This window comes from Patulibacter sp., assembly GCF_030655195.1.
GTDB lineage: Bacteria > Actinomycetota > Thermoleophilia > Solirubrobacterales > Solirubrobacteraceae > Patulibacter.
Genome location: NZ_JAURWA010000008.1, coordinates 1 through 26,032 on the forward strand (window position 1 = coordinate 1; position 26,032 = coordinate 26,032).

General features: G+C 75.5%; 26 protein-coding genes and 1 pseudogene. 8 read left to right on the plus strand and 19 right to left on the minus strand.

The window, feature by feature from the left end:
• The first annotated feature begins 400 nt into the window (after window positions 1-400).
• The 3 genes from Q7T67_RS00655 (at window position 401) to Q7T67_RS00665 (ending at window position 2,864) form a co-directional block, all read left to right on the plus strand.
• The gene (locus tag Q7T67_RS00655) at window positions 401-919 is read left to right on the plus strand and encodes a MaoC/PaaZ C-terminal domain-containing protein (RefSeq protein WP_304785393.1); all 519 of its coding nucleotides are present in this window, start codon (window positions 401-403) and stop codon (window positions 917-919) included.
• Between the two features lie 73 nt (window positions 920-992).
• A complete protein-coding gene (locus Q7T67_RS00660; RefSeq protein ID WP_304785394.1) occupies window positions 993-1,886 on the plus strand; it encodes a DsbA family protein in 894 nt (297 codons plus the stop codon).
• Window positions 1,887-2,057: 171 nt separating this feature from the next.
• Window positions 2,058-2,864, plus strand: a complete 807-nt coding sequence (locus Q7T67_RS00665) for a hypothetical protein (RefSeq protein ID WP_304785395.1) — start codon at window positions 2,058-2,060, stop codon at window positions 2,862-2,864.
• Window positions 2,865-2,877: 13 nt separating this feature from the next.
• Here Q7T67_RS00665 and Q7T67_RS00670 read toward each other — a convergent pair whose 3' ends face one another.
• The 4 genes from Q7T67_RS00670 to Q7T67_RS00685 all read right to left on the minus strand — a co-directional run bounded on the left by Q7T67_RS00670 (window position 2,878) and on the right by Q7T67_RS00685 (window position 7,387).
• Entirely contained in the window at window positions 2,878-4,227 is a 1,350-nt protein-coding gene (locus tag Q7T67_RS00670; RefSeq protein ID WP_304785396.1) for a M20/M25/M40 family metallo-hydrolase, read from the minus strand.
• On the minus strand, window positions 4,224-5,042 hold the full coding sequence (locus Q7T67_RS00675) for an HAD family hydrolase (protein WP_304785397.1): 819 nt from the start codon (window positions 5,040-5,042) through the stop codon (window positions 4,224-4,226). Before Q7T67_RS00675 ends, Q7T67_RS00670 begins: the two co-directional genes overlap by 4 nt.
• Window positions 5,039-6,130: a M42 family peptidase gene (locus tag Q7T67_RS00680; RefSeq protein ID WP_304785398.1), complete on the minus strand. Its 1,092-nt coding sequence runs from the start codon at window positions 6,128-6,130 to the stop codon at window positions 5,039-5,041. Before Q7T67_RS00680 ends, Q7T67_RS00675 begins: the two co-directional genes overlap by 4 nt.
• 69 nt (window positions 6,131-6,199) lie before the next feature.
• Window positions 6,200-7,387, minus strand: coding sequence for a thiolase family protein (locus Q7T67_RS00685; protein WP_304785399.1), 1,188 nt, complete (start codon window positions 7,385-7,387; stop codon window positions 6,200-6,202).
• A 109-nt stretch (window positions 7,388-7,496) separates the two neighbouring features.
• Here Q7T67_RS00685 and Q7T67_RS00690 point away from each other — a divergent pair, with 109 nt between their 5' ends.
• On the plus strand, window positions 7,497-8,156 hold the full coding sequence (locus tag Q7T67_RS00690) for a type 1 glutamine amidotransferase (protein ID WP_304785400.1): 660 nt from the start codon (window positions 7,497-7,499) through the stop codon (window positions 8,154-8,156).
• 12 nt (window positions 8,157-8,168) lie between these two features.
• On the opposite strand, the gene Q7T67_RS00695 is transcribed toward Q7T67_RS00690, so the two are convergent.
• A complete protein-coding gene (locus tag Q7T67_RS00695; protein ID WP_304785401.1) occupies window positions 8,169-9,074 on the minus strand; it encodes an SDR family oxidoreductase in 906 nt (301 codons plus the stop codon).
• 292 nt (window positions 9,075-9,366) lie between these two features.
• On the opposite strand from Q7T67_RS00695, the gene Q7T67_RS00700 reads away from it, so the two are divergent.
• Window positions 9,367-9,519, plus strand: a complete 153-nt coding sequence (locus tag Q7T67_RS00700; RefSeq protein WP_304785402.1) for a hypothetical protein — start codon at window positions 9,367-9,369, stop codon at window positions 9,517-9,519.
• A 73-nt stretch (window positions 9,520-9,592) separates the two neighbouring features.
• Here Q7T67_RS00700 and Q7T67_RS00705 read toward each other — a convergent pair whose 3' ends face one another.
• Window positions 9,593-10,372, minus strand: coding sequence for an SDR family oxidoreductase (locus Q7T67_RS00705; RefSeq protein ID WP_304785403.1), 780 nt, complete (start codon window positions 10,370-10,372; stop codon window positions 9,593-9,595).
• 134 nt (window positions 10,373-10,506) lie between these two features.
• Here Q7T67_RS00705 and Q7T67_RS00710 point away from each other — a divergent pair, with 134 nt between their 5' ends.
• Window positions 10,507-11,061 carry a TetR family transcriptional regulator gene (locus Q7T67_RS00710; RefSeq protein WP_304785404.1) on the plus strand — a complete coding sequence of 185 codons (555 nt, stop codon included), beginning with the start codon at window positions 10,507-10,509 and terminating at the stop codon, window positions 11,059-11,061.
• A gap of 65 nt (window positions 11,062-11,126) precedes the next feature.
• Here Q7T67_RS00710 and Q7T67_RS00715 read toward each other — a convergent pair whose 3' ends face one another.
• From Q7T67_RS00715 to Q7T67_RS00725, 3 genes are all read right to left on the minus strand, one after another.
• Window positions 11,127-12,599 (minus strand): DHA2 family efflux MFS transporter permease subunit, encoded by a 1,473-nt coding sequence (locus Q7T67_RS00715; protein ID WP_304785405.1) that lies wholly within the window; start codon window positions 12,597-12,599, stop codon window positions 11,127-11,129.
• Window positions 12,600-12,728: 129 nt separating this feature from the next.
• The gene (locus tag Q7T67_RS00720) at window positions 12,729-13,364 is read right to left on the minus strand and encodes a DNA-3-methyladenine glycosylase I (protein WP_304785406.1); all 636 of its coding nucleotides are present in this window, start codon (window positions 13,362-13,364) and stop codon (window positions 12,729-12,731) included.
• A gap of 200 nt (window positions 13,365-13,564) precedes the next feature.
• Window positions 13,565-14,662, minus strand: coding sequence for a M20/M25/M40 family metallo-hydrolase (locus tag Q7T67_RS00725; RefSeq protein ID WP_304785407.1), 1,098 nt, complete (start codon window positions 14,660-14,662; stop codon window positions 13,565-13,567).
• Window positions 14,663-14,828: 166 nt separating this feature from the next.
• Between Q7T67_RS00725 and Q7T67_RS00730 the strand changes: the two genes are divergently transcribed.
• Together Q7T67_RS00730 and Q7T67_RS00735 are read left to right on the plus strand one after the other, a co-directional pair.
• Window positions 14,829-15,584, plus strand: a complete 756-nt coding sequence (locus tag Q7T67_RS00730) for a hypothetical protein (protein WP_304785408.1) — start codon at window positions 14,829-14,831, stop codon at window positions 15,582-15,584.
• A 55-nt stretch (window positions 15,585-15,639) separates the two neighbouring features.
• Window positions 15,640-16,020: an arsenate reductase family protein gene (locus tag Q7T67_RS00735; protein ID WP_304785409.1), complete on the plus strand. Its 381-nt coding sequence runs from the start codon at window positions 15,640-15,642 to the stop codon at window positions 16,018-16,020.
• A 240-nt stretch (window positions 16,021-16,260) separates the two neighbouring features.
• On the opposite strand, the gene Q7T67_RS00740 is transcribed toward Q7T67_RS00735, so the two are convergent.
• The 10 genes and pseudogenes from Q7T67_RS00740 to Q7T67_RS00785 form a co-directional block, all read right to left on the minus strand.
• Complete coding sequence (locus Q7T67_RS00740; RefSeq protein ID WP_304785410.1) at window positions 16,261-19,161, minus strand: aconitate hydratase; 2,901 nt, start codon at window positions 19,159-19,161, stop codon at window positions 16,261-16,263.
• Complete coding sequence (locus Q7T67_RS00745; protein WP_304785411.1) at window positions 19,158-19,610, minus strand: type II toxin-antitoxin system VapC family toxin; 453 nt, start codon at window positions 19,608-19,610, stop codon at window positions 19,158-19,160. The genes Q7T67_RS00740 and Q7T67_RS00745 overlap by 4 nt, the downstream gene beginning before the upstream one ends.
• A complete protein-coding gene (locus Q7T67_RS00750) occupies window positions 19,607-19,828 on the minus strand; it encodes a CopG family transcriptional regulator (RefSeq protein ID WP_304785412.1) in 222 nt (73 codons plus the stop codon). The genes Q7T67_RS00745 and Q7T67_RS00750 overlap by 4 nt, the downstream gene beginning before the upstream one ends.
• 60 nt (window positions 19,829-19,888) lie before the next feature.
• Complete coding sequence (locus Q7T67_RS00755) at window positions 19,889-20,647, minus strand: thioredoxin domain-containing protein (protein WP_304785413.1); 759 nt, start codon at window positions 20,645-20,647, stop codon at window positions 19,889-19,891.
• A 1-nt stretch (window position 20,648) separates the two neighbouring features.
• A complete protein-coding gene (locus tag Q7T67_RS00760; RefSeq protein ID WP_304785414.1) occupies window positions 20,649-21,152 on the minus strand; it encodes a vitamin K epoxide reductase family protein in 504 nt (167 codons plus the stop codon).
• Window positions 21,149-21,961, minus strand: a complete 813-nt coding sequence (locus Q7T67_RS00765) for a thioredoxin domain-containing protein (protein ID WP_304785415.1) — start codon at window positions 21,959-21,961, stop codon at window positions 21,149-21,151. The genes Q7T67_RS00760 and Q7T67_RS00765 overlap by 4 nt, the downstream gene beginning before the upstream one ends.
• 101 nt (window positions 21,962-22,062) lie before the next feature.
• Window positions 22,063-22,779, minus strand: a complete 717-nt coding sequence (locus Q7T67_RS00770) for a YcnI family protein (RefSeq protein WP_304785416.1) — start codon at window positions 22,777-22,779, stop codon at window positions 22,063-22,065.
• 443 nt (window positions 22,780-23,222) lie between these two features.
• Window positions 23,223-25,088, minus strand: coding sequence for a copper resistance CopC/CopD family protein (locus Q7T67_RS00775; RefSeq protein WP_304785417.1), 1,866 nt, complete (start codon window positions 25,086-25,088; stop codon window positions 23,223-23,225).
• A complete protein-coding gene (locus tag Q7T67_RS00780) occupies window positions 25,085-25,774 on the minus strand; it encodes a hypothetical protein (RefSeq protein ID WP_304785418.1) in 690 nt (229 codons plus the stop codon). The genes Q7T67_RS00775 and Q7T67_RS00780 overlap by 4 nt, the downstream gene beginning before the upstream one ends.
• 78 nt (window positions 25,775-25,852) lie before the next feature.
• A pseudogene (locus tag Q7T67_RS00785) lies at window positions 25,853-26,032 on the minus strand (hypothetical protein); the annotation flags it as partial.

The following is a 26,032-nucleotide window of genomic DNA, read 5'->3' on the forward strand; positions in this document are numbered from 1 at the left end:
GCCGGGGCGGTCCGAGAGCCGGGCGCCGGGGCTGTCCGAGAGCCGGGCGCCGGGGCGGTCCGAGAGCCGGGCGCCGGGGCTGTCCGAGGGCCGGGCGCCGGGGCGGTCGACGGGCCCGTCCGAGGCCGGGTGCCGGGGCCGTGGAGGAGGGTCGACCGCGCCCGGGCGCCGCCCGTCCCTCAGTCGCCTGTGACGGCCGCCCGGACCTCCTCGGCCAGGACCTGACGCCCGGCGCGGCCCTCCGTCGTCGGCAGGAGCGGGAAGACGTGGAGCTGGCCCTCCGCCTCGTGCAGCGTCACGTCGACCCCGGCCTCGCGGGCGCGGGCGACGTCCCGACGCGCACGGGACCCGGCGCGGCCACCGACCCGCCCCCGCGGCGCCGCCCGGGCATGCTGGGGGGATGAGCAGCGAGCCCCGGGAGCCCGTCTCGTACGCCGAGGACCTGGTCCCGGGGCGGGAACTCCCGCTCGGGAGCTTCACCATGACCGAGGCCGACATCGTCGCCTACGCCCGGCGGTGGGACCCGCTGCCCATCCACGTGGACCCCGTGGCCGCGGCGGCCGGCCCCCACGGGGGCATCATCGCCAGCGGCCTGCACACCCTCGCCGTCTACCAGCGGCTCGCGGCCCCGGTGCTGTGGGCACGGACGGCGGGGATCGGGGGCCGGGGGCTCGACGTGCGGTTCCGCAGCCCGGTGAGACCCGGCGACACGCTCACCGGCGTGGCGCGCGTCGACCGGATCGAGCTGCGCCCCGAGCGCGGCCGGGCGGTCGTGTGGGTCGCGTCGACCCTCACGGCCGACGACGGCAGGGTCGTGCTCGAGGTGACGGTCGACGTCGTGGTCCTCACCCGACCTCCCGCCCCGGACGACGGTCCGGGCGGGTCCGGCCGGACGAGCACGGGGACGCAGGACACCTGACCCCGTCCGCCCGGCCTCCGGCGCAGGACCCCTGCCCCACGGGGTTCCGGTCGCCGCGCGCTAGCGTCGGCCCGTGCCCACCGTCGACGTCACGACCTTCACCGATCCGGCCTGCCCGTTCGCCTACAGCGCCGAGCCCATCCGCTGGCGCCTGCGGTGGCGCTACGGCAGCCAGCTGAACTGGTCGCTGCGCATGGCGGGCCTGTCGGAGAGCGGCGCGTCGTACGAGAAGATGGGCTTCACCCCAGAGCGCGCCGCCGCCGCGCTGCGCCACTTCGACCGCGACGGCCAGCCGCTCTTCGAGGGTGACGCCCGCCCCGTGGGCGCGACCTGGCCGGCGTGCCGGGCGATCGTCGCGGTGCGCGAGAAGCGCGGCGTCGACGCGTCGGTCTCGCTGCTGCGCCGTCTGCACGTCCTGACCCTCGCCGAGGGCCGCGAGCTGAGCGCCGACGAGACGATCGACACCGCCCTGGGCCAGGTCGGCCTGGACCCCGCCGAGGTCCGCGGCTGGATCGCCGAGGACGCCGTCGAGCAGGCGTTCCTCACCGACCTGCACGACGCGCGTCACCCGGGCGCCGCCGCGCTGGCGCTGGACTCCAAGCTCGCGGGCTCCGGCGAGGACTGGAAGCCGCGCGAGGGCGAGGACGCCGGTCCCGGTCGGCGCTACACGTGCCCGAGCTACACGGTCGGCGTCGGCGACCACGTCCTCGAGGCCCCGGGGTACCACACGGCCCTGACCATCGAGACCCTGGTGGCCAACGTCGCACCCGACCTGGAGCTCCGCCCTTGGGCGGAGGACGCCGGCGAGGTCCTCGCGTGGGCCGACGGCGAGCCGCTGTCGACCCAGGAGGTCGCGGGCGTGCTGAACCTCGAGGCCGACCGCGAGGAGGCCCGCGCCCGCCTGGTCGCCGCCGGCGCCACGGAGCACCGCGTCGGCAGCGACTCCTTCTGGACCGCCGCCGCGTAGGGCGGCGGGGGCCGCGGCGAGGGCGGGGTCCGGGCGAGGCGGGGCCCGACGGGGCCGCGAACCGGCGAGCACGCGACACGGGGCGCCACCTGTCGGAGGTGCCGCGGCCGTCGGCGCGGGTGACGCCCGGGTCGGCGTGACACCGCACACGTCAGGTGCGACGATCGCCGCGTGTCCGGCACGTCCCCCACCCTGATCCTCGCCCTGCAGCAGCTGTCGAAGGTCGACGCCCGGTCGCTGCTGAAGACGGCGATCAAGGAGCTGATCGCCCGCGACGTCTACCGCGTCGAGCCCCAGCCTCGCAAGGGGCTCGGCAAGCGGAAGGGCCCCAAGCTCCTGCTGCTGACGGGACCGTCGTCGTCGCCTCCGTCACGGGCCCTGCAGGTGGCGCACCGCCTCGTCGAGGGCGCTCCGTCCATCGTCCACGACGGACGCCCGGCCCGGGACCTGACCACCGTGGCCAAGCACCTGGCCCGCAACGACGCGCGCCGCGAGGTCCTCGCCGCCGCGTTCGTCGACCTCATCGGGATGGGGCTCGTCCACGAGGAGGAGCGGCGGATCCTGGGGCTGTTCAAGCGCCGCGTCGTCGTCCGGACCGCGGGCGGCGACGCGCTGCTCGAGAAGGACGAGCAGCGCCGGGAGCGCCACCGGGCCGCCGGCTCGTCCGAAGCGTCGTACTTCCCGATCGTGGTGGACCCGGGCTCGGGGGACCCGCACGACCCGTCGGACCAGGACGACCGCTCCGACGGCTCGACGGACCAGGCCTTCGACGGGGCCGTCGACGGGTCGTTCGACGGCGACTTCGACGGCGCGTTCGACTCGTCGTTCGACAGCTCGTTCGACTCCGCCTTCGATTCGTCGTTCGACTCCGCCTTCGACTCGTCGTTCGACTCGGGCTTCTCCGACGGCGGCGGGGGTGGCGGCGACGGGGGCGGCGGTGGCGGTGGGGACGGCGGAGGTGGCGGAGGCGGCGACTGAGCCTCCACCGGTCTCAGCGTCCCGCAGCCCCCACGTCCACCAGGAACGCGACCTCGGCCACCGCGGCGCGCTCCAGGTCGGCCAGGTCGACGGACTCGTCGCCGGCGTGGATCCGCGAGCGCTCGTCGCCCGGACCCCACAGGACGAACGCCGCGTCGGGGTAGATCGTCGACAGGTCGGCGCAGAGCGGGATGGCCCCGCCGGAGCCGATGCGGACGGCCGGTGCGCCGTAGCCGGACTCCAGCGCTCGGGCGGCGGCCTCGGCGACCCGGCCCTCGCCCGCGAGGATCGCGCCCGGGGCGCCCGGGCCCTCGGCGACGGTCACCTGCGCGCCCCAGGGGACGTGCGCGAAGACGTGCGCGATCACGGCCTGCGCGGCCGCGGCGGGGTCCTGCGTCGGCGCGAGCCGCACGCTCAGGCGCGCCTTGGCCCGCGGGATCAGCGCGTTGGCGGCGGTGTCGACCGTCGGCGCGTCGATGCCGATGGCCGTGACCGACGGCCGCACGAAGAGCTGGTCGGCGATCGGCCCGGTGCCCAGCAGGTCGACGCCCTCGAGGACGCCGACCTCGGCGCGCCACTCCTCCGGGTCGATCGCGGCGCCGTCCCACGGCAGCACGTCGAGCCCCTCGACCGCGACGGAGCCGTCGTCGTGGTGCAGCGAGGCGATCAGGCGCGACAGGGCGAGCAGCGCGTCGGGGCCCGGACCGCCGGCGACCCCGGAGTGGACGGGCGCCTCGAGCGTGTCGATCGTGACGTCGACGACGGCCATGCCCCGCAGCGACGTGGTCAGGGTCGGCGTGCCCGTGGCGACGTTGGAGCCGTCGGCGATGACGAACGCGTCGGCCCGGAAGCGGTCGGGGTCGGCGGCGACGAGCTTGGACAGCGTGCCGTTGCCCGTCTCCTCCTCGCCCTCGATCAGCACCTTGACGTGGACGGGCGGGGCGAGCGCGCCGTCCTCGCCCCGGAACGCCGCCAGTGCGGCGGCGTGCAGCGCGACGCCGCACTTGTCGTCGGCGGTGCCGCGGCCGTACAGGCGACCGTCGCGCTCCGTCGGCTCGAAGGCGGGGGTCGTCCACGACTCCTCGGGCCCGCCGGGCTGCACGTCGTAGTGGGCGTAGAGCAGGACCGTCGGGGCGTCCGGATCGGCAGCGCGCAGATGGGCGTAGATCGCGGGAGGCGCGCCGGGCACGTCGACCCGCTCGATGCCGGTGACGCCGGCCTCCTCGAGCACGGCGACGGTGACGTCGGCGGCCTCGCGGACCGGGGCCTCGGGGAACCCCGGGAACGCGACGGAGGGGACGGCGACGAGGCGCTCGAGGGCGTCCCGCAGGCGGGTGGCGTCGACGGCGGGGGGCGTGCTCATGCGGGGACCTCGGGGGAGCGGGTGATGAGACCGGCGACGGCGGCGGGGATCTCCGCCGCGGAGTGGACGACGACGTCGGCGTCCTGCAGCTCGGCGGGGTCGTGCGAGCCGGTGGCCACCGCGACGACGTGGACGCCGTCGTGGCGGGCGCAGGCGACGTCGCGCGGGGTGTCGCCGATGACGACGGCGCGGTCGGCCGGCCACGGGCGGTCGTCGGGCAGGAGCGCCTCCCCGGCCCGGCGCCGGGCGGTCGCGGGCAGCAGCAGCCGGTCCTCGTGGTCGGAGCCGAAGCCCCCACCCACGCGCGGGTCGAACCAGCCGCCGATGCCGGCGGCCTGCAGCTTGCGCCGCGCGATCCGCTCGTAGTTGCCCGTCACGAGCGAGTGCACCACGTCGCCGCGGTCCGAGAGCTCGCGCAGCGCGTCCTCGAGGCCCGGGCTGACGTGCGTCTCGAGATCGCCCGGGACGTAGGAGCTGCAGACCCGCTCGAGCACGGTCTCGGCGTGGTGGTCGACCGTCGCGCCGTCGACACCAGCGGCGGTGAGGATCTCGCGGGCGATCTGGCCGTCGGTCATGCCGGCCATCTGCTGGTTTCGCAGGAGCTCGCGGTCCTCCAGGCCGTGGACCTCGCAGAGCGCGTCCCAGACCGCGCGGGCGTGCGAGGCCGACGCGCGCAGCAGCAGCGTGCCGTCGATGTCCCAGAGCAGCAGCCACGGCACCGCCGCGCCGGCCGGGACCGGCTCGGGGGCGGGCGGCCGGGCGGTCGCGGGAGCGTCGTCCCCCGCCGCGGCGGACGCGGGGTCGGGCGCGCTCACCGCAGCAGGTCGACGTCGGACGTCAGGCTCTGCGCGAAGGCCGCGATGAGCTTCGCGGCGTTCAGGATGTCCTCGGTCTGCGCCGTCTCGACCACCGAGTGCATGTAGCGCAGCGGCACGCCGATGACGCCCGTGGCGATGCCGTCCGCGGCGATGTTGATCGCGTCGGCGTCCGTCCCGGTCCCGCGGCCCGTGGCGCTGATCGTGTACGGGATGCCCTCGGCCTCGGCGGTCTCGATCAGCCGGTCGCCGACCCAGGGGTGCAGCGGCGTGCCGAGCTCGACGACGGGACCGGAGCCGAGCGGGTGCTCGCCGATCTCGTTGACGTCGACGCCGGGCTGGTCGCTGGCGAAGGTCACGTCGACGACGACCGCGATGTCGGGCCGGACGCGGTGGGCGGTGGTGGCCGCGCCGTGCAGGCCGGTCTCCTCGCGGGCGACGGCCCAGGCCTGGACCTCGCCCGGCGCGCCGCCGGCCTCGGCCACGAGGCGGGCGACCTCGTAGGCGACGAACGAGCCGATGCGGTTGTCCATCGAGCGCGACGCGACGCGGCCGCCGCGCAGCTCGATCGGCGCGGCGTCGACGACGGCCACGTCGCCGATCCGCACGGCCTCGAGCGCGTCGGCCTTGTCCGTGGCGCCGATGTCGATCGTCAGCTCCTTGAGCTTCGCGGCCCGCGAGCGCTCGTCGGACTCGATCAGGTGGATCGGCTTCTTGCCGATGACGCCCGGGATCAGCCCGTTCTTCGTGATCAGCTGCACGCGCTGACCGACGAGCTGCTGCGGGTCCTGGCCGCCGACGGCGGCGATCCGCAGGAAGCCCTTCTCGTCGACGTGCGTGACGATCAGGCCGATCTCGTCGATGTGCCCGACGACGGCGAGCGACGGGACGCCGCCCTCGGCGGTGCCCGACGACGTGCCCTCGGCCGTCGACGTGCCGGGCACGCGGGCGACGGTCGAGCCGAAGGTGTCCCGCTCCAGCGTCGCGAACTTCTCGGCGTGGCCGCGCCAGACGCCGGCGGCGATGTCCTCCCGGCCGGACGGCCCCGGGGCCGAGAGGAGGTCGCGCAGGACGTCGGGGATGCTCATGCCCTGACCGTATCGCGGCGGGCCCGGCGGCCGGACGCCACCGGGCTCCGTGGCACCGGGCCGTCCGGTCTACAGCCGCTGCAGCAGGGTCCCCGTGCCGGTCCCGCCCGCGGTGCACATCGTCACGAGGCCGAGCTCCGTGTCGCTGCGCTCCAGCTCGTGCAGGATCGTCGTGATCAGCCGGGCGCCCGAGCTGCCCAGCGGGTGGCCGAGCGCCATCGCGCCCCCGCCGACGTTCACGCGGTCGAGGTCGGGGTGGAGCTCGCGCTGCCACGCGCCGACGACGGACGCGAACGCCTCGTTGATCTCGTAGCGGTCGACGTCCCCGACGCCGAGGCCGTTGCGGCGCAGCAGCTCCTGCGTCGCCGGGATCGGCCCGGTCAGCATGAGGACGGGGTCGACTCCGACGGTCAGCGCGTCGGCGATCCGGGCCCTCGGCCGCAGACCGAGCTCGTCCGCCTTCTCGCGGCTCATCAGGAGGACCGCGGCCGCGCCGTCGGAGATCTGCGACGCGTTGCCGGCCGTCACGGTCCCCTCCGGCAGGAACGCCGGCTTCAGCGCGGCGAGCTTCTCGATGCTCGTGTCCGCCCGGGGCCCCTGGTCGGTCGTGACCAGACCGTCGGGGGTCTCCACCCCGACGATCTCCCGGTCGAAGCGTCCCTCTGCGACCGCCTGCACCGCGAGGCGGTGCGAGCGCAGCCCGAGCTCGTCCTGCTCCCTCCGCGAGATCCCCCAGCGCTCGGCGATCCGCTCGGCCGCGATGCCCTGGGGCACCAGGGCGTAGCGTTCGAGGAGCTCGGGCGGGTAGGGCACGCCGAACTCCTCCGGGTGCGCGGCGTTGGCGCCCATCGGGATGCGGCCCATGTGCTCGACGCCGGCGCCGATCACCACGTCGTGCTGGCCCGAGGCGATCAGCGCGGCCGCGAGCGCCACGGCGCTCTGGGCGGAGCCGCAGGCGCGGTCGACGGTGATCGCCGGGGTCGTGACCGGCAGACCGGCCTGCAGCCAGGCGTTCCGGGCGATGTTGTTGGACTGCTCCCCGACCTGGTCCACCGCGCCCGCGAGGACGTCGTCGACGACGGAGGGATCGATGCCCGCCCGCTCGACCACCGCCCGGTAGACGGTGCCGAGGAGGACGTTGGGGTGGACGTCGCGGAAGGCGCCCTTCGTGGCGTGCCCGCGGCCGATCGCCGTCCGGGCCGCCTCGACCACCACGACCTCGCGCCCGAGGAGCCGGGACTTCGTGACCTTGCTCATGTCCACCTCGCCAGTTGCTTGATGCGACTTACTAGACGATAGCGCAGTCGCTTCATGCGACTTCACGGGCCGCGCCCCGGACGTCCGCCCCGGGACTACCGTGGGCGGCATGTGGGCGATCGTGCATCACGTGCCGTACGACGGCTCCGGGGGCATCGGCGGCGCGGTGCGCCGGAGCGGGACCCCGGCGGTGCACCTGCGCCCCTACCTCGGCGACGACCTGCCCGCGGTCGCGGACCTGACGGGCCTCGTCGTCCTCGGCGGCCCGTCGGAGTCGGCCGGCGACGACGTCCCGTACCTGCGGGCCGAGCGCGCCCTGCTCGCCTCTGCCGCCCACGCCGGACTGCCGGTGCTCGGTGTCTGCTTCGGCGCCCAGCTGCTCGCGGTCGCCCTCGGCGGCGCGGTCCGACGCGCGCCGCAGCCCGAGGTCGGCATCGGCGAGGTCGAGCTGACCGCGGAGGGCCTGGACGATCCGCTGCTCGGGCCCGTGGGGCCGCGGATCCCGGCCCTGCACTGGCACGGGGACGAGATCGTCCGGCCGCCGGGCTCGGTCGGGCTCGCCACGAGCGCGGGCTGTCCCGAGCAGGCGTTCCGCTGGGGCACCCGGGCGTGGGGCCTGCAGTTCCACGCCGAGCTCGACGCGACGATGGCGGACCTCATCCGCCCCCAGATGCGCGACGTCCCGCTCGCCCCCGCCGCCGTCGAGGCCGCCGAGGTGGCCGGCACGCGCATCGCGGACGCGTTCGTGGGGACGGCCGCGGGGCGGTAGGCCGCGGGGCCGCTATCCGCGCGGCGGGGTGCCGCGGCGGACCTGGCGGTTGATGCCGCCGGTCTGCAGACCCCACAGCACCCAGCCCGCCCGGCCCGCGGTGGCGCCGCGGACCCCGCCGGCGGGCAGGTCGCGTGCGCGGCCGAGGTCGCTGGAGGTCAGGATCTCGACGACGGTGGCGGGACCGGCGGGACCGCCCGCGGCGAGGCGACGGCCGGCGCGCTCGGCGACGACCTCGCCGACCTGCTCGGCCCGCGCCATCCACGGCGCCGCCTCCTCGCGGGAGCGGGTGCCGACGGGGCCGAGCACGTAGGCCTCGACCTGCACGCCGAAGCCGGACTCCTCCGCGGCGAGCACCTGCGCGGCCATCAGCTCGCCGGCGGCGACGGTCGAGACCACCCCGGACCCCGGCACCGGATAGCGCGCCGCGGCGCCGTTGATCATCACGTAGCCCGCTCCGGGCCGGTCGCGGAGCATCGGGACGAAGGCGTGGATCGCGAGCTGGTGGCTGCGCAGGCCGTCGTGGACGGTGCGCTCCCACTCCTCGATCGGCAGCTCGGCCAGCGGCGGGCCGGCGTCCCAGCCGCCCAGCGCCGCGACGACGAGGTCGGGCGGACCGGCCAGTCGCTGCACGTCGGCGGCGAGCCGTCGCGCCGGCCCGTCCCCCGCCGAGAGGTCGCCGATCACGGGCACGAGCCGCTCGACCGGCGCACCGGCCTTGCGCAGCCGCTGCTCCAGTGCGCTCAGGCGCTCGGACCGGCGCGACGGCACGGCCACGCGGGCCCCGGCGTGGAGGAGCGCGGCCACGATCCCCTCGCCGACCTCACCCGCGCCACCGCAGACGACCGTCGTCCGCCCGTCGAGGCGGGACGGCGGCGGCGTGGGCCCACGGCCGGGGAGGCGGTCGATCAGCGGCATGCCCCGAGGCTACCCGGCGGCACGCCGCCGGCCCCACGCCCGCCCTCCGGGCCGTCCCGCGCCGCGGACGGTCCCGCCGCCGCGGACCGCGGCAGCGCGAAGCGGCCCACCGCCCCGGCGGGCGGACGTGGCACGGGCAGGCCCACCGTGATGGGCCGATGTGGTGCGGTCGGGCCCACCGCGCCGGACCGACGCCACGGGGCCGGACCCCGTTGGCCGGTCGGCCGCTGCGGCCCCCGGCCGGGACGACCGCGACCGCGCACGCCACCACGCGACGGTCTCGTGGACGGCGGTGGCCAGCGCCACCGCGAAGAGGAACAGCGCGATCGACCGCATGTCCTCGAGCCAGAAGGCCACGCCGGTCCCGGCCTGGATGACGGCGCGGATCGCGCCCCAGGTGGTCTCCGGCCGGGACGTCGTGCGGTCGCCCATGGCCCGAGGGTAGGCGCGCCGGCGCCGGGAGCGGGCCCGGCGCGCCCGGTTTCACGCGACGGACACAGGTGTCGCCGTCCGCCCGCTCACGCCTGGGCGGTCGGGCGGACGACGAGATCCCCCACGTCGACCTCCGGCGGCTGCTCGATCGCGAACGCGACGGCCCGTGCGATCGCGTCGGGCCCGATCCCCGTCTCCGTCATCCGCTCCTGGATCTGCGCCCGGACGACCGGGTCCGTCATCCCGTCCGCGAACTCCGTGCGCACCATGCCGGGGGACACGACCGCGACCCGCAGGTCGGGTCCCGCCTCCTGCCGGAGCCCCTCCGAGACGGTCCGCACCGCGTTCTTCGTGGCCGCGTAGACGGCCTGGTCCGGCACGATCCGCAGCCCCGCGGTCGAGACGACGTTGACGAACTGGCCCGACCGCTGGGCCCGGAACCCCGGGAGCGCCGCGGCGATGCCGTGGAGGACCCCGCGGAGGTTGACGTCGATCATCGCGTCCCAGTCGTCGACCCGGAGGTCCGACATCGGCGAGATGGGGCCCACTCCGGCGTTGCTGACCAGCACGTCGAGGCGTCCGAACCGGTCGACGGCCAGGGCCACCAGCGCCTCGAGGTCGGCGCGCCGGCGCACGTCGACGCCCACGACGGCCGCGTCGCCGCCCGCCTTCGCGATCCGCCCGGCCACGGCCTCGAGACGGTCCGTGCGCCGGCCGCCCAGGACGACCCGCGCGCCCCGCCGGGCCAGCAGCGTCGCCGTGGCCTCGCCGATCCCGCTCCCGGCGCCGGTGACGGCGACGACCTTCCCCGCGATCCCGTCCGCGTCCCGGTCCGTGGCGGTCGTGTCCTGCTGCGTGCGCGTCATGGGTGCTCCCTGCGGCCGCGCGCCGGTCCGAGGCTTCCCCGGGCCCGCGGCGGCGTCGATGTCAGTGACTGTCATGACCGTAGCACCCCGCACCCGATTGATGACAGCGACTGACGTGGCGGTACGATGCGGGCGTGAGCCGCTGGCAGCCCGACAGCCGCCGCCGCCTGCAGGAGGCGGCGGTCGAGCTCTACGCCGAGCACGGGTTCTCCGAGACGACGGTCGCGGCCGTGGCCGAGCGCGCCGGTCTGACGGAGCGGACGTTCTTCCGGTACTTCGCGGACAAGCGGGAGGTGCTGTTCGGGGGCGAGGACGCGCTCCGGGCGGCGCTGGTCGACGCGGTCGCCGAGGCACCCCGGGGCGCCGGGCCGGCGGAGCTCGCGGACGCCGGGGTCGGCGCCGTCGTGCGGGCCCTGGAGCCCCGGCGTGCCGAGCTGCGCCGCCGGGAACCGATCGTCGCCCGCCACCCGGAGCTGCGCGAGCGCGAGCTGACGAAGCTCGCCTCCTGGACCGCCGCGCTGCGGGAGGCGCTCGAGGCCCGTGCGGTGCCGCCCCGGACCGCGGCGGTCGTCGCGTCGGCCCGGGTCGCGCTCCTCGCGGTCTCGGCCCGGCGCTGGCTGGCGGACGACGGCGAGGACCTCGCGGCGACGGTGGCCGCCGACCTCGCGGCGCTCCGCGCGAGCACCTGACGGGACGGGGCGGGGCGCCCCGTCCGGACGGGCCGACGGCTGCTCGCGCCGCCGGCCCGTCCGGATCAGACCGCGACGGCGGGGGCCTCCCCCGCCTTCGCCGCCTCGGCCATCTCCCGGGAGTCGTCGCCCGAGATCAGGAGCACCGCGGCGATCGCGCCGACGAGGGCGAAGCCCGCGCCGGTCAGGAACGCCGCGGAGAAGCCGTCCGTCAGCTTGACCAGCTGGTCCGGGGTCGGGCGGCCCTGCGGGTTGACCCCGGAGACCGAGGCCGCGATCGACGCGAGGATCGCGACGCCCAGGGCGCCGCCGACCTGCTGGGAGGTGTTGATGAGGCCCGACGCGAGTCCGGCCTGGTCGGGACGGGTCTTCGTCACCGCGGCGATCGTGACCGGCACGAACGAGAAGCCCAGGCCGACGGCGGCGACGATGGACGGCCCGAGGACGTCGGCGGCGAACGAGCCGCCGACCGAGACGCGCGAGAACCAGAGCAGGCCGAGCGCCACGCAGGACAGGCCGAAGATCAGGACGGGCTTGAAGCCGACCCGCGTGACGAGCACCGACGCCGCACCGGCCGACAGGATGATCACGATCGACAGGGGCAGGTACGCGAAGCCGGCCTTCAGCGCGTCGTACCCGAGCACCTGCTGCAGGTAGAGCGACACGAAGTAGAACATCGAGAACAGCGACATGCCGATGAGCAGGCCGACGACGTTCGCGCCGCGCAGGGTCTTCAGCCGGAAGGTCGAGAGCGGCAGCAGGGGCTTGCGGGCGCGCGACTCGATCAGCAGGAACCCGGCGATCAGCGCGAGCGCGACGACGAGCAGGCCGACGGTCTGCGTCGAGCCCCAGCCGGCGCTCTCGGCGTCGACCACGGCGTAGACCAGGACGGCCAGGCCGGCGGTGACCGCGAAGGCCCCCGGCACGTCGAACGAGCGGTGCTCGTGGTCGTCGCGACTCTCGGGCAGCAGGCGCGGGGCGAGCGCGGCGGCGGCCAGGCCGATCGGCACGTTGACCCACAGCACCCACTCCCAGCCCAGGTACTCCGTCAGCACGCCGCCGAGCAGGACGCCCGCGGCGCCGCCGGCGCCGGCGACCGCGCCCCAGACCCCGAGGGCCTTGTTGCGCTCGGCGCCCTCGGCGAAGGTCGTGGTGACGATCGACAGCGCGGCGGGCGACACGAGCGCCGCGCCGAGGCCCTGGAACGCGCGGGCGACGATCAGCTGCAGGTCGGTCGCGGCCAGCCCGCCGGCCAGCGAGGCCACCGAGAAGAGGATCAGGCCCGTCATGAACAGGCGACGCCGGCCCAGCAGGTCGGCGAGCCGTCCCCCGAGCAGCAGGCAACCGCCGAAGACCAGCGTGTAGGAGTTGATGACCCACGAGAGGTCGTCCTGGGCGAACTTCAGGTCGGTGCCGATGCTGGGCAGCGCGACGTTCACGATCGAGGCGTCGACGACGACGATGAACTGCGTCGACGCGAGCAGCAGCAGGGCGAGCGTCTTGGCCCGCTGGGTGGTCAGCTCGACGGGACCCCTCATCGGGTCACCCCGCGGTCCGGCGTGCGGGCGGGGCGACCCGCGAGGGACGGTGGTGTCTCTGGCATGCACGGGAGTGTGGCGGCTGATGCGGCCAGGGACGGTCCTCGATGGTGAACCTGCCCGCCCCGATCAGACCGGGGTGGTCGCACCGAGGACGTGCTCCCCGCGCGTCCGTGCCGCCGCGCAGCCGGCGAGGTGGTCGTCGACGACGCCCGCGGTCTGCAGCAGCGCATAGGCGACCGTCGGCCCGACGAGCGTGAAGCCGCGGGTGCGCAGCTCGCCGCCGAGCGCGCGGGAGGCGGCGGTCGTCGACGGCACCTCCGCCCGTGACGCCGGACGCCAGCCGGGGCTGGGGCGCTCGTCCCGCGCGGCGTCGGCGTAGGACCAGACCAGGGCGTCGAGCCCGCCGTCCGCCCGCAGGCCGACGGTCGCCCGGGCGTTGCGCGTCGCCGCCTCGATCTTGCGGCGGTTGCGGACGATGCCCGCGTCGGCGAGCAGCCGGGTCAGGTCGGCCGGCCCGTACGCCGCGACGACGTCGGGATCGAACCCGCCGAAGGCCGCCCGGAAGGCCTCGCGCTTGCGCAGGACCGTCAGCCACGACAGGCCGCTGCCGAAGGTCACGAGCGTCAGCAGCTCGAACAGCGGCCGCTCGCCGTGCAGCGGGCGCCCCCACTCCTCGTCGTGGTGGCGTCGCAGGAGCTCGGGGCCGTCGGCCCAGGCGCAGCGGGCCTCGTCGTCGTCGCCGCGGGTCAGGTCGTCGGTCATGTCCCCGTCCTATCGCCGCGCGGCGGGCGGCTCGTCCGGCGCGGGATGTCGGCACGCCCTCGAGCGCGTCCCGGCACCCGGCGTGTGGACCGCGCCACCGGCCTCCCGGACGACGGCGCGCGTCGGGGGTCCCCGGACGGCAGGCGCGCAGGCCGCGCGGGCCGCGGACCGCTCGTGGTGCGCCGCCCCGTCCCGCGCCCCTAGGCCGTGAGGCGCCGCAGCAGCGCCCGGACGACCGCCATGCCGTCCGCGAGCGGCCCGATCGCGATCCACTCGCTCTCGCGGTGCATGTCGGCCCCGCGGGTGAGGCCCACGCAGACCGTCGGGACGCCCACCGGGAACGCCGCGTTGCACTCCGTCGACCCGACGTCCTCGCGACCCGGCCGCAGCCCGACGTCCGCACGTGCCGCGCGCGCCGCCCGGACCAGGCCGTCCTCGGACGACATGCGGCCCGCCGGCCGGTGGCCGATCCGGTCGATCTGCGCGGTGATCCCCCGCGGCGCCACGCCGAGCGCCTCCACGACGATCCGCGTCGTCGCGTCCAGCCGCGCCTCGTCCTCGTCCCGCAGGTCGATCAGCAGCTCGGCGGTGTTGGCGATCGCGTTGACCGTGGTGCCGCCGGAGGCGACGCCGAAGTTCGCATGGCGGCCGGCGGGGACGGCGCGCAGGGCCGCGGCGCCGGCCTGGAGCATCGCGTGCACCGCGCTGGGCGCGTCGCGGTCGCCCCAGGAGTGCCCGCCCGGCCCCGAGTAGGACGCCCGCAGGCGCACGGAGCCGATGCCGCCGACGACCAGCTCGTCCAGGAGGTGCCCCTCCAGCGAGACGTACGCCCGCGCGGGGACGGTGCGCAGCAGGTGCTTGGCGCCGCGCAGGTCGCCGAGGCCCTCCTCGCCCACGGTCGCCGCGAGGACCACGCCGCCGGGGGCGAGCGTCCCCGCCGCCAGCTCGCGGGCGAGGACGACGATCGCCGCGACCGCCACCGTGTTGTCGCCGATCCCGGGGGCGAGCAGCCGGTCCCCCTCCCGCCGGGGGCGCAGGACGACCTCGGGGCCGAAGACGGTGTCGAGGTGCGCCGAGACGACGACCGACGGCGCCTCGCGGTCGTCCCCGGGCAGCCGGCCGACGACGTTGCCGACGGCATCGCGCTCCACGGCGAGCCCGGCCGTGGAGAACAGCCGCGCCACGGCGTCGCCGCGCTCCTGCTCGTCCCCGGTGGGCGCGGGGATCGCCGCGAGCTCGAGCGTCAGGCCGACGAGCTCGTCCAGGGCGGAATCGGGAGCGGAACGGCGGCGGGGCACGGGACGGTGGGCCGGCACGACGGTGCCGGCACCCTGGACCCTCCCACACCGTCCGCTCCGCGGCGACGCGGACCCGGGGTCGCGAGCACGCCCGCGCCCCCGGGCGACACCCGTCGATCGTCCAGACGGGGTCCGGCGGGGCGGCCTCCGTGCCGATGGACGGGATGTGACTCGACGCCTCGCGGTCCTCCCCGCCCTGCTCGCCACCCTCGTCCTCGTGCCGTCCTCCGCCGACGCCGCGCCACGTGGGCCGTCCGGCGGGTGGGGCGGCGGCGCGACCGCGGCCACGGTCGCGACCATCGACACCGACGACCCGACCGGCGGCGCCGGCGCCGCCGAGGTGCCCGACGACGTGGGCGCCCCGACGGACGCCCCCGGACCGACCGGCACCGGCCCCTCGGCGGGCGGGGACCCCGAGGGAGAAGGCCCCGTCGCGGCCGCCCCACCCGTCGACCCGTCGGTCCTCGTCCCCGTCCCGAGCTCGCGCAGGACGGTCCGGGGCCGCGTCGCGCGGATCCGCACGGACGGCCGGGCCGCGATCCCGCGCTCCGCGCCCCAGCGGATCAAGCGGGTCATCGCCGCCGCGAACCTCATCGTCGGCAAGCCGTACAAGTGGGGCGGCGGACACTCCAGGCTGTTCGACACGGGCTACGACTGCTCGGGCGCGGTCGGCTACGCGCTGATCCGCGCGGGGCTCCAGACGGGCTCGATGGTGAGCGGCACCTACGCCCGGTGGGAGCTCACGGGCCCCGGCCGGTGGATCTCGATCCACGCCAACCGGGGCCACGTCTACATGGAGGTCGCCGGCCTGCGCCTGGACACGAGCGCCGTCGCCGATCCGAGCGGCGCGAAGGGCGTCCGCTGGCGCCCGGCCATCGGCCGCCGCACGGGCTTCCACACGCGGCACGTGAAGGGGCTGTAGGGGCGGGAGCCCGCCGGGGTCGGCGCGGACGGCCCCGGGTCGTACGATCCCGCCCATGGCCACCCTGACCCTGATGCACAACCCGAACTGCCCGACGTCGGTGCACGCCCTGGACGCGCTGCAGGAGGCCGGCCACGAGGTGGCGGTGCGCAAGTACCTGCTGGTCGCCGAGCGCCTGAGCGAGGACGAGGTCCGGTCGCTGGCCGAACGCGTGACGGGCGACCCGGTCGACGCCCTGATCCGGCGCGACAAGAGGTACAAGGACCTCGGCCTGCAGGCCGACGGCCTCGGCGTCGACGAGGTCGTCGCGATCCTCGTCGAGCACCCCGCCCTGCTGCAGCGCCCGATCCTCGACGACGGCACCGACGTCGTCATCGGCCGCCCCCGCCCGCGCCAGGCCGCCTGGGCCGCCGCGGGCCGCGCGGTCACGGAGTAGCCCGACGGGCGGCCGCGTAAAGCACACCGCCGCGTGAACGTGCCGCCCCGCGGCACGCAGCTGCGTCGCGTCCCGCGCGACGCCCACCGACGCAGGAACGTGCCGCTTCACGGCACCCAGCTGCGTCGCACCCGAGGCAACACCGACCGACGCCGGTTCGTGCCGCCTGGCGGCACGGACCTGCGTCGGTGTCCCGGGCGCGGGGCCTCGGCCCCGCGCGTCGCGCCCGCGGGCGCCGGCTCAGCCCTCGGCGACCAGGTGCCGCAGCACGTAGCGCAGGATGCCGCCGTGGCGGTAGTAGTCCGCCTCCTTCGGGGTGTCGATGCGCACGCGCGCCTCGAACTCCTTGTCGTCCGCCTTGACCGTGACGGTCTTGGGCAGCTCGCCCTTGTTCAGCGCGTCGGCCAGGCCGGTGATCGTGAACGTCTCCTCGCCCGTCAGGCCGAGCGACTCGGCCGACTCGCCGTCCGGGTACTGCAGCGGCAGCACGCCCATGCCGACGAGGTTGGAGCGGTGGATCCGTTCGAACGACTCGGTGATCACGGCGCGGACCCCGAGCAGGTTGGTGCCCTTGGCCGCCCAGTCGCGGGAGGAGCCGGAGCCGTACTCCTTGCCGCCCAGGACCACGAGCGGGACGCCGGCCTTGATGTAGGCCTCGGACGCCTCGTAGATCGAGGTGACGGCGTCCTTCTCGAGCTGCCCGTCGTCGAGCAGGTAGCGGGTGAAGCCACCCTCGGTGCCCGGCGCCATCTCGTTGCGCAGGCGGATGTTCGCGAACGTGCCGCGGATCATCACGTCGTGGGAGCCACGGCGCGAGCCGTAGGAGTTGAAGTCGCCCGGCTTGACGCCGCGGCCCTCCAGGTACTTGCCGGCCGGCGCGTCGCGCTTGATCGAGCCGGCGGGCGAGATGTGGTCGGTGGTGACCGAGTCGCCGAGCTTGGCCATGACGCGGGCGCCCTGGATGTCGACGACGTCCTCGGGCTCGGCGGGCATGCCGTCGAAGTACGGGGCCTTCTGCACGTACGTCGAGCTGTCGTCCCAGGCGTACGTGTCGCCCTCGGGGACCTTCAGGCCCTGCCAGTTGGCGTCACCGTCGAAGACCGTGGCGTAGCTGGAGCGGAACATGTCCGCCTGCAGGCACTCCTCGACCGTCTGCGCGATCTCCTGCGTCGTGGGCCACACGTCCTTGAGGAAGACGTCCTGGCCGTCGGAGCCCTGGCCGAGCGGGTCGGACTCCATGTCGAAGTCCATCGAGCCGGCCAGCGCGTAGGCGACCACCAGCGGCGGCGAGGCCAGGTAGTTCATCTTCACGTCGGGGCTGATGCGCCCCTCGAAGTTGCGGTTGCCCGACAGGACCGACGTGACCGCGAGGTCGTTGTCGTTGATCGCCTTCGAGATCTCGTCCTGCAGCGGACCGGAGTTGCCGATGCAGGTCGTGCAGCCGTAGCCGACGAGGTTGAAGCCCAGGGCGTCGAGGTCGACGTTCAGGCCGGCGCGCTCGAGGTAGTCGGTGACGACGAGCGAGCCCGGCGCCAGCGACGTCTTGACCCACGGCTTGCGGTTCAGGCCCAGCGCCTTGGCCTTGCGGGCGACGAGACCGGCGGCGACCATCACCGACGGGTTCGACGTGTTGGTGCAGGAGGTGATCGCGGCGATCACGACGTGGCCGTGGTCGAGCTCGAACGTCTCGCCGTCGAGGGTGACCTCGACCTTCGAGGACGCGCGGTTGGCGACCTGCACGCCCTCGGTGTCGGGGGCGGCCTCGGTCTCGGCCGAGTCGCCCGCGGGCATCGACGTCGACGGCGGGTCCGACGCCGGGAAGCTCAGGCCGGAGCCCGTGTCCTCGCCGCCGGAGCCGCTCGGGGCGCCGTCCGCCGGGGGCACGCCCGGCTTGCGGTCGTCGCCCGCGCCACCGTCGTCGTCGGCGGAGACGTAGTTGGTCAGCGCCTCGCGGAAGGAGTCGCGGGACGCCGACAGCGCGACGCGGTCCTGCGGGCGCTTGGGGCCGGCGATCGACGGCACGACGTCGCCGAGGTCCAGCTCGACGACCTGCGAGAACGTCGGCTCCTCCTCGGGGTCGTGCCAGAGGCCCTGGGCCTTGGCGTACGCCTCGACGAGCTCGAGCTGGTCCTTCGGGCGGCCGGTGAAGGCGAGGTAGCGGATCGTCTCGGCGTCGATCGGGAAGATCGCCGCGGTCGAGCCGAACTCCGGGCTCATGTTGCCGATGGTCGCGCGGTCCGCCAGCGGCAGGCGCGTGACGCCCTCGCCGAAGAACTCGACGAACTTGCCGACCACGCCGGTCTTGCGCAGCAGCTCGGTGACCGTCAGGACCAGGTCGGTCGCCGTAGCGCCCTCGGGCAGCTCGCCCTTGAGGCGGAAGCCGATGACGTTCGGGATCAGCATCGGGATCGGCTGGCCGAGCATGGCGGCCTCGGCCTCGATGCCGCCGACGCCCCAGCCCAGCACGCCGAGGCCGTTGACCATCGTCGTGTGCGAGTCCGTGCCGACGAGCGTGTCCGGGTACGCCTGCGCCGGCGCGCCGTTCTTGCCGTCCTTGAGGAAGACCGCGCGGGACAGGTACTCGAGGTTGACCTGGTGGACGATGCCGGTGTCCGGCGGCACGACCTTGAAGGACTCGAACGCGTTCTGGCCCCAGCGCAGGAACTGGTAGCGCTCCTCGTTGCGCTCGAACTCCTTCTCGGCGTTGATCTTGAACGCGCCGGCGTTGCCGAACGCGTCGACCTGCACGGAGTGGTCGATGACCAGCTCGGCCGGGACGAGCGGCTCGATCTTGGACGGGTCGCCACCGAGCTCGCTCATCGCGTCGCGCATGGCGGCGAGGTCGACGACGGCGGGGACGCCGGTGAAGTCCTGCAGCACCACGCGGGCGGGCGTGAAGGCGATCTCGTCGGAGGGGTCCGCCTTGGCGTCCCACGTCGCCAGGGCCTCGATCTGCTCCTTCGTCACCGAGCCGTTGCCCTCGGTGCGCAGGAGGTTCTCGAGCAGCACCTTGAGGCTGTACGGGAGGCGCGCGACGTCGTACTTCTCCTGGAGCGCGTCCAGGCGGAAGATCTCGATGTCGCGGCCGCCGACGGACAGGGTGTCCTGGGCGCCGAAGCTGTTGGGGTGGTCCTGGCTCATGCGAGGGGTCCTTCGGGTGTCGTGAGGGACTGGTTCGGCGCGTCGGCAGGAAGCAGCACGAAGGGCTGCCCGTCGCGCGTCTGCAGGGTGCGGAAGTGACGGTGGTCCAGCGTGGCGATGCGACGGGTGCGCAGCCGGGCGGCGAGCGCGACGAGCGATGCGTCGGTCAGGCCGATGTCTGAGCGATCACGCACGACGTCGAGCATGTCGGTGACGCCGTCGGCCCACCAGCGGACCGTGTAGACGCCGGACTCGAGGTCGCCCCAGAGCGCGCGCTGCGCTCCGATGCCGCCTCGCGTGCCGACGAGATGGTCCATCTCGGCGACGGCCATCGGGCTCGTGAAGAGGTCTTCGTCCTGCGCCAGCAGCCAGTCGCGGACGAGCTCGTGGTCGCGGTCGGTGCTGTTCAGCGCGGCGACGACGATCGACGTGTCGATGACGAGGCTCACGAGCCGAAGCCCGTTTCCTCGAGGTGCCGATCGGCCTCGCCGGCCAGGTCGACCGGGCCCGCGAAGACCCCGATCGAGGGCCTGGGCCGCGAGGGCCGACCGACCGCGCCGGTCAGCGTGCGACGGATGAACTCAGCCTTCGTGACGCCCTCCTCGGCGGCGCGCAGGGCGAGTGCCTCGTCCAGCGCCTCCTCCAGGTAGACCGACGTCTTCTTCACCCTACGTAGGGTACCACCCTACGTATCCGAGCTCCAGGGTCGGAATGCGATTCGGGCCGCTCAGCGCCCCAGGTCGGAGACCGCCGACGCGATCTTGCCCGCGTCGGAGCCCGTGCCCCGCAGGTCGACCCGCCGGTACGCGCCCTTGTCGGTGCGGTCGCTCGGCCGCACGTAGATCGTCGGGGTCCCCTCGACCCCGAGCTCGTCCGCGAGCGCCTCGGCCTCGGCCCCCATCCGGGTCGTGGCCGCCGTGGGCTGCGTGACGATCGGCGCGTCCCGCAGCTCCGGCGACACGCCGGCGATCTTCTTCAGCAGGGCGGGCGTCAGCCACTGCTCGCTCTCGGGCCCCTGGTTGTAGTAGAGGAGCTCTGCCAGGTTCCACGTCTTGTCCTGGGCCGCCAGCGCGTGGACGGCGGTGCGGCCGACGAGGGTGTCGGGGCGGAACGACTCCAGGGCGAGGACGCGCAGCTCGACCTTCGCGCGACCGGAGCGGACGAGGTCCTGCACGACGCCCGGGCCGTCCTTCAGCGTGAAGGTCCGGCAGACCGGGCACTTCAGGTCGACGAACTCGACGACCGTGGCGGGCGCGTCGGGCCGGCCCAGCGTGATGCCGTCCTGCGGGACGCCCCGGAGGAGGGCGGTGGTCTCCTCGGTGCCGCGGACCCCGTCCACGACGGAGGCGTCCTTCGCCGGGTCGCTGCCCGAGAACGCGCCCGTCCCCAGCAGCACCGCGAAGAGGACGGCGACGAGGAGGAACGCGACCCCCGCCAGCTGGCCCCGTCGGTTGCCCTCGACGGGTCGCTCCTGCGGGGGCGGCATCTCAGGCCCGCGCGCCCTGTGGCTCGTCGGACGTGAGGAGGTCGTCGTCCTCGTCCTCGTCGTCGAGCCCGTCGCCCGCCGTCGCCGGCCGGTCGGGGCCGCGCACGAACCGCGTCACGCTGGTGATCGCCAGCAGGGTCATCATCACCGCGCTCGTCGTGCAGAAGGGGCAGAACGCCTCGAGCGTGATGTACGCGCGGTACATCAGGAACATCGAGAAGAGGAACCCGACGCCCGACATCACGACGAGCGCGAGGCGCACGAGATCGTTGCGCTGCGGGGCCAGGAGCAGCGCGCCCAGGATGCCGACGTAGCCGACGAGGCCGAGCACCGAGACCGGGATCCCGTAGAGCTCGGACCACGGCGAGTTCTGCACGATCGTGCAGCCGGCACTGACGCCGCAGACCCCGTCGTGCGCGTACTTGGAGTACGTGAGGTAGATCGCCGCCCCCAGCCCGATCAGGGCCAGGACGATCTGGAGGAGGCGGAGGCGGCGGTCGGTCATCGGGCCGGCTGGGCCTTCTTCGTGGCGGCCTCGACGCCCGCCTTGATCGAGTCGACCGAGGACTGCACGGCGGTGTACTGCCGGGTGCCGCGGGGCTGCACGAAGAACGCCGGGGTGCCCGTGGCGCCCAGGTCGCTGGCGAGCTTGTCCGCGTCGGCGGCGAGCTTGCGGCTGGCCGGGGTCTCGCGGGTGTTGATCGCCGCGGCGCCGACGCCCGGGGCCTCGGCGGCGAGCTCCTTGAGCTTGTCGTCCGTGATCCAGGAGTCCGACTCCAGGCCCTGGTTGTAGTAGTTCGTGCTGACGAAGGACCAGTACTTGTTCTGCGCGACGAGGTTGTTCGCCGCGATCCGGCCCTTCGCACCGTCGGACGTGCCGACGTTCGGGTCGATGATGTTGATCAGGTGCAGGCGCAGGTTGGCCTTGCCGGTGCGGACGAGCTCGTCCACGTTCTGCTTCTGCTGGTCGATCTCGAACGCCTGGCAGGCCGGGCACTTGAGGTCGGCGAACTCGTGGATGGTCACCGGGGCGTCGGGCTTGCCCAGCAGCGTCCCGTCCTGCGGCAGGCCGGCGAGCAGCGCCTTCGTCTCCGCGATGCCGCGGACGCCGTTCTGCTCGCTGGAGCCCTCGGCGGCGTCGTTGCCCTTGAACGCGCCGGCCGCGAGGACGATCGCGATGATCACGACGACGATGCCGGCGGCACCTCCGAGGAGCTTCACCCGCTTGCCGCGCTCGGCGGCCGCCTTCTCGGCCGCCTCCCGCTCGAGGCGCGCCTTCGTGGCCGCCGCCTGCTTCTTGTTCGCTCCGGACATTCGGTCATTGTGGCGCATCGACGGGCGTCGGCACTGAAGGTGACGTAAACGTCGGCTGAGGCCACCGGCCGGAACGGACCGAAGTCCGTTCCGACCCCGTGTCAGCTCGTGCGGCGGCGGCCCGCGACGGCCAGGCCGAGGCCCGCCAGGCCGGCGATCAGGCCGGCGGCGCCGAGGACGATCGGCAGGGCGTCGCCGCCGTCGTCGTCGCTCTCGTCGTCCGCGTCGTCGGCGGTCGCGGCCGCGGTCGTCGCGGCGGCGGACGTCCCCGACGTCGCCGCCTGGTGCCCACCGTGCTCGGGCTCGGGCTCGTCGAGGGTCACGGTCGGGGCCGGCAGCTCGGAGTCGGCGGCGCCGATCCATCGCACGACCTCGCCCCCCTCGTACGTCTGCAGCGCCTTGAACTGGATCTTCGAGCCCTCGGCGCCGTCGGGGATCCGCAGCGAGACGGGGAACTGCAGGAACTGGCCCGGCGCGACGACGCCGGAGCGGCCGCGGCCGGTCCACGTGATCGTGTCGACCTCCGAGGTCACCGGTGTGCCCTCGACGGAGAACGGCTTCGACGGCTTGCGCTTGGTGACGGTCGTCGTCCAGTTCGGGACGGGCTGGTAGGCGGCGTAGGAGACGCCGGGCGGCAGCTGCAGCTCGACCTTCAGGGTGCCCGCGTCGTCCTTCTCGTTCGGGACGCGGACGTCGACGACGGCGTACGAGCCGGCCGGCGCCTCGTCGGGCTGGATGGTGACGTGGGCGCTCGCGGGCGCCGCTGCGGCGAGAGCGAGGGTGGTCGCCGCGAGGGCGACGGTGGTGGTGCGGTTCATCGTGGGTCCTGTGGTGCGAGGGGTGATGGTCGCGCGGGCCGGGCGGCCGGGAGGTCCGGGGCGTGGCGCGGGCGACGCGGGTCGAGTGGGCGCTCCGGCGCCGTGGTGGCGGGCGTGACGCGACGCCGGCGCCGATCAGCCGGCCCCCGCGTGGGGGCACCCCCGTGGCGCGGCGGGCGACGCCCAGGTGCGTCCGGGGGAGCACGCGCCGCCGGGGCCGCCGGCCGCGACGCAGGCGGGTCAGCGCAGCCTCGCCGGGATAGCGCCCGAGCAGGAGGACGGCGAGGAGGAGGAGCGCGGGCGCCAGGCCCAGGAGCACGGTGGCCCAGCTCACGACGGGCCTCCGACCGGGCGGCCGTCGACCGCGGCTGGTCGGTGGTCGGCCGCCGCCGCGCCGGGGCGCGCCGCCGGTCCCCCGCCCGCCCGTGCGACCCGGCGGCCGCTCATCGGACCCGCACCGGGAGCTTCGCCTCGACGAGGTCGAACGGGGAGGTCCGGAACGTCACCTGCATCGTCCACTCCCCCCGGGTGCCGAGGGGGACCGCCGCCGCCGTCCAGTGGCCGGGACCCGAGACGACGAACGGCACGTCGACCGGCACGTCGCTGCCGCCGGAGCGCCCGGGCGGCACCGCGCGCACCTTCAGGTCCGTCGCGGCGCGCAGCGCCTGCCCGTCGCGCCCGAAGGCGTAGAGGTGCATGACGTTCTGCCCGACGCGGGCGGGGTCGACGGTCAGCTGGAGCTCGGCGGAGCCGGCCTGCCGGGTGACGGTGACCGGGCCCGCGTCGAGGGACTTCGGCGGCGGGTAGCCGGCCAGCGCGCCCGTGGCGGCGAGGACCGCGACGAGCAGCAGCACCTCGGCGCGCAGGGCGAGCCGCACGTGGCGGCCGGTGGCGGCCGACGGGGCTGCGCGGACCATGCCGTCGGCGACGGGGTCGGTCGCGGCGGTCGCGTCAGTCGCGGCAGAAGCGTCGGCCGCGGCCGGAGCGTCGGTCGCCCCGCGTGCCGGCGCCGGCTCCTCGCCGTCGGCCAGCCGGCGCAGCCGGGGCAGCAGGTACTCGCGCTGGATCACGGCGACCCAGATCGCAGCGACGAGCAGCGCGACCTTGACGAAGATCGCCCGGCCGTAGGCCGTGTCGGTCAGGTCGTACAGCGAGGTCAGGTGGAGCAGGGCCAGCCCGGTGCCGGCCAGGGTCAGGACGGCGACGGAGCCCAGCGCCACGGGCGAGAAGCGCAGCAGCACCGCCGCCAGCAGCGCGTGGCGCTCCCGGCCGGCGGGACGCGTGCGGGTGGCCCGCGGGAGGACGAGCAGCAGCCCGGCGAGGCCGCCGAGCCAGGTGCCCATGCCCGCGACGTGGACGATCTGGATCGGCACGAGCGCCCACGCGGGCGACGACGCCGCCGCGTGGCCGCCGAGGGCCGGGGCCACGACGAGCAGCGCGGCGAGCACCACGGCGACGAGCGCGACCCCGGTGGGCCGGCGGGACGGGGACGCGTCCCCGGCGGCCGACCGCAGGGCGCGCCCGGCGATCGCGATCAGGACCGCGAACGCCACCGCGCTCACGAGGAACCACCCGCCGGTCCGGGTGCCGACGACGTCGCCCAGGACGGACGGCTTCAGCGCCTCCCCCACGCCGGTGCCGCCCGCGACGGCGGCCTGCAGGACGAGGGCGGCGAGCGAGCCGACGAGCCCGACCACGGCGACGCCGCGCAGGGCGCGGCCGGCGGCGCGGGTGAACGCCTCGTCGGCGTCGGCCGGTGCCGTGCCGCGGGCGCGCAGCGGCGCCCAGACGACGAGCACCAGGACCAGGAGGCCGGTCACCCCGCCGATGCCGAGGTAGCGGATCACGCGGGCGACCGACAGCGCCGTCCCGACGCCGGCGGGCGCCCCCTCCTGCGCGGTCAGCTCCCGGACGTCGGGGGGCGCCGCGGTGACGCCGCGCCCGACGACGAACGTCGCCCCGCCCGTGACGGGGTGCCCGTCCGCGGACACCACGCGGTAGGTGGCCGCGTAGGCCCCGCGACCCGTGCCCGGGCGGACGCCGACCGACAGCTGGTCGTCGCGTCCCGACGGACGTCCGACCTCGCCGTCGTCGACCCGGCGGCCGCGGTCGTCCACGACGCGCAGGGCGCCGAAGCTGCCCTCGACGCGTTCGGAGAAGGTGAAGACGACCCGCTTCGGGGCCGCGTCGAGGACCGAGCCGCTCTCCGGCGACGTGGCGGTCAGCGACGCGTGCGCGCCCGCGGCGGCCGGCAGCAGCAGAGCGACCGCCAGGCACGCGAGGACCCCGAGGAGCAGGCGTCGGATCACCAGACGTCCTCCGCGGTCCCGGCCCCGGGCCCGCGGCGCCGGCGGACGAGCAGGACGAGTCCGCCGCCGACCAGCAGGACGGCCACCAGGCCGATCGCGGCGGGCAGCGGGAACCCGGCCTCCTGCGGCGTCCAGTAGAGGGTGCCGCCGATGTCCGCGGGCGTCCCGCCGACGACGATCGGCACCTGCCAGTCGACGACCTTCTGCTTCTTCGAGGCGTCCGTCACCTGGGGCGCCGGCTTGCCGGTCTCGCCCATCCAGTGGATGCGATGGTCGTGGAACTCGACGCGGGAGGACCTGTCGATCGTGTGCCACCGCGGGGTCGAGTCCGGGCCCGAGGCGTCGGCGGACGCCGGGATCGGCGTGGTGCCCTTCGGATCGCGGTTGGCGAACGTCGCCTGGCTGCGGAGGTTCTCCTGGACGGTGCCGTCCGGCAGCATCCGCAGGTACGGCTCCTTGCGGTAGCCGGGGATCTCGACGGTCTTGCCGGTCTCGTTGGCGATCGCGATCTCGTCGCCGCGGGCGAGGATCGAGACCTGCAGGCCGGGCACCGATGGCGTCACGCCGCGGAGGACCGAGTCGTAGTCGGGGTCGGCCTGGTGGGCGGCGGCGGGGGCCGCGCCCACGAGGGCGCAGAGCGCCGCCGTCAGGAGGACGACGAGCGGTCGGGTGGTCGGGCGGGGCACGGGGGCTCCTGGGGTGGCGCTGGTCGGTCGGCGGTGCGCGGGCCGTGGGCCCCTGCGGCACCGGTCGACGCCGCGACCCTAGGCCGGCGACGTCGCGGGACGGGCGCACCGTCGCCGCACGGCGGCGGGGGTGCGCGGGGGGACCGGCGGGCGTGGTGGACCGCGGACCGCGTTGGCGGCGCCGGCACGACGGCCCGGCGCGAGCAGGGCCTGCGGGGCGCGCAGCAGCGCGAGGACCGACCGGCGACGCCGCGGGGC

Bases quoted from the DNA above. Each gene is read 5' to 3' on its own strand.
- Q7T67_RS00690 (WP_304785400.1), top strand. From the start codon at position 7,497: ATGTGGGCGATCGTGCATCACGTGCCGTACGACGGCTCCGGGGGCATC.
- Q7T67_RS00655 (WP_304785393.1), top strand. From the start codon at position 401: ATGAGCAGCGAGCCCCGGGAGCCCGTCTCGTACGCCGAGGACCTGGTC.
- Q7T67_RS00770 (WP_304785416.1), bottom strand. From the start codon at position 22,779: ATGAACCGCACCACCACCGTCGCCCTCGCGGCGACCACCCTCGCTCTC.
- Q7T67_RS00685 (WP_304785399.1), bottom strand. From the start codon at position 7,387: ATGAGCAAGGTCACGAAGTCCCGGCTCCTCGGGCGCGAGGTCGTGGTG.
- Q7T67_RS00695 (WP_304785401.1), bottom strand. From the start codon at position 9,074: ATGCCGCTGATCGACCGCCTCCCCGGCCGTGGGCCCACGCCGCCGCCG.
- Q7T67_RS00680 (WP_304785398.1), bottom strand. From the start codon at position 6,130: ATGAGCATCCCCGACGTCCTGCGCGACCTCCTCTCGGCCCCGGGGCCG.
- Q7T67_RS00670 (WP_304785396.1), bottom strand. From the start codon at position 4,227: ATGAGCACGCCCCCCGCCGTCGACGCCACCCGCCTGCGGGACGCCCTC.
- Q7T67_RS00705 (WP_304785403.1), bottom strand. From the start codon at position 10,372: ATGACGCGCACGCAGCAGGACACGACCGCCACGGACCGGGACGCGGAC.
- Q7T67_RS00740 (WP_304785410.1), bottom strand. From the start codon at position 19,161: ATGAGCCAGGACCACCCCAACAGCTTCGGCGCCCAGGACACCCTGTCC.
- Q7T67_RS00720 (WP_304785406.1), bottom strand. From the start codon at position 13,364: ATGACCGACGACCTGACCCGCGGCGACGACGACGAGGCCCGCTGCGCC.
- Q7T67_RS00715 (WP_304785405.1), bottom strand. From the start codon at position 12,599: ATGAGGGGTCCCGTCGAGCTGACCACCCAGCGGGCCAAGACGCTCGCC.
- Q7T67_RS00760 (WP_304785414.1), bottom strand. From the start codon at position 21,152: ATGACCGACCGCCGCCTCCGCCTCCTCCAGATCGTCCTGGCCCTGATC.
- Q7T67_RS00735 (WP_304785409.1), top strand. From the start codon at position 15,640: ATGGCCACCCTGACCCTGATGCACAACCCGAACTGCCCGACGTCGGTG.
- Q7T67_RS00755 (WP_304785413.1), bottom strand. From the start codon at position 20,647: ATGCCGCCCCCGCAGGAGCGACCCGTCGAGGGCAACCGACGGGGCCAG.
- Q7T67_RS00765 (WP_304785415.1), bottom strand. From the start codon at position 21,961: ATGTCCGGAGCGAACAAGAAGCAGGCGGCGGCCACGAAGGCGCGCCTC.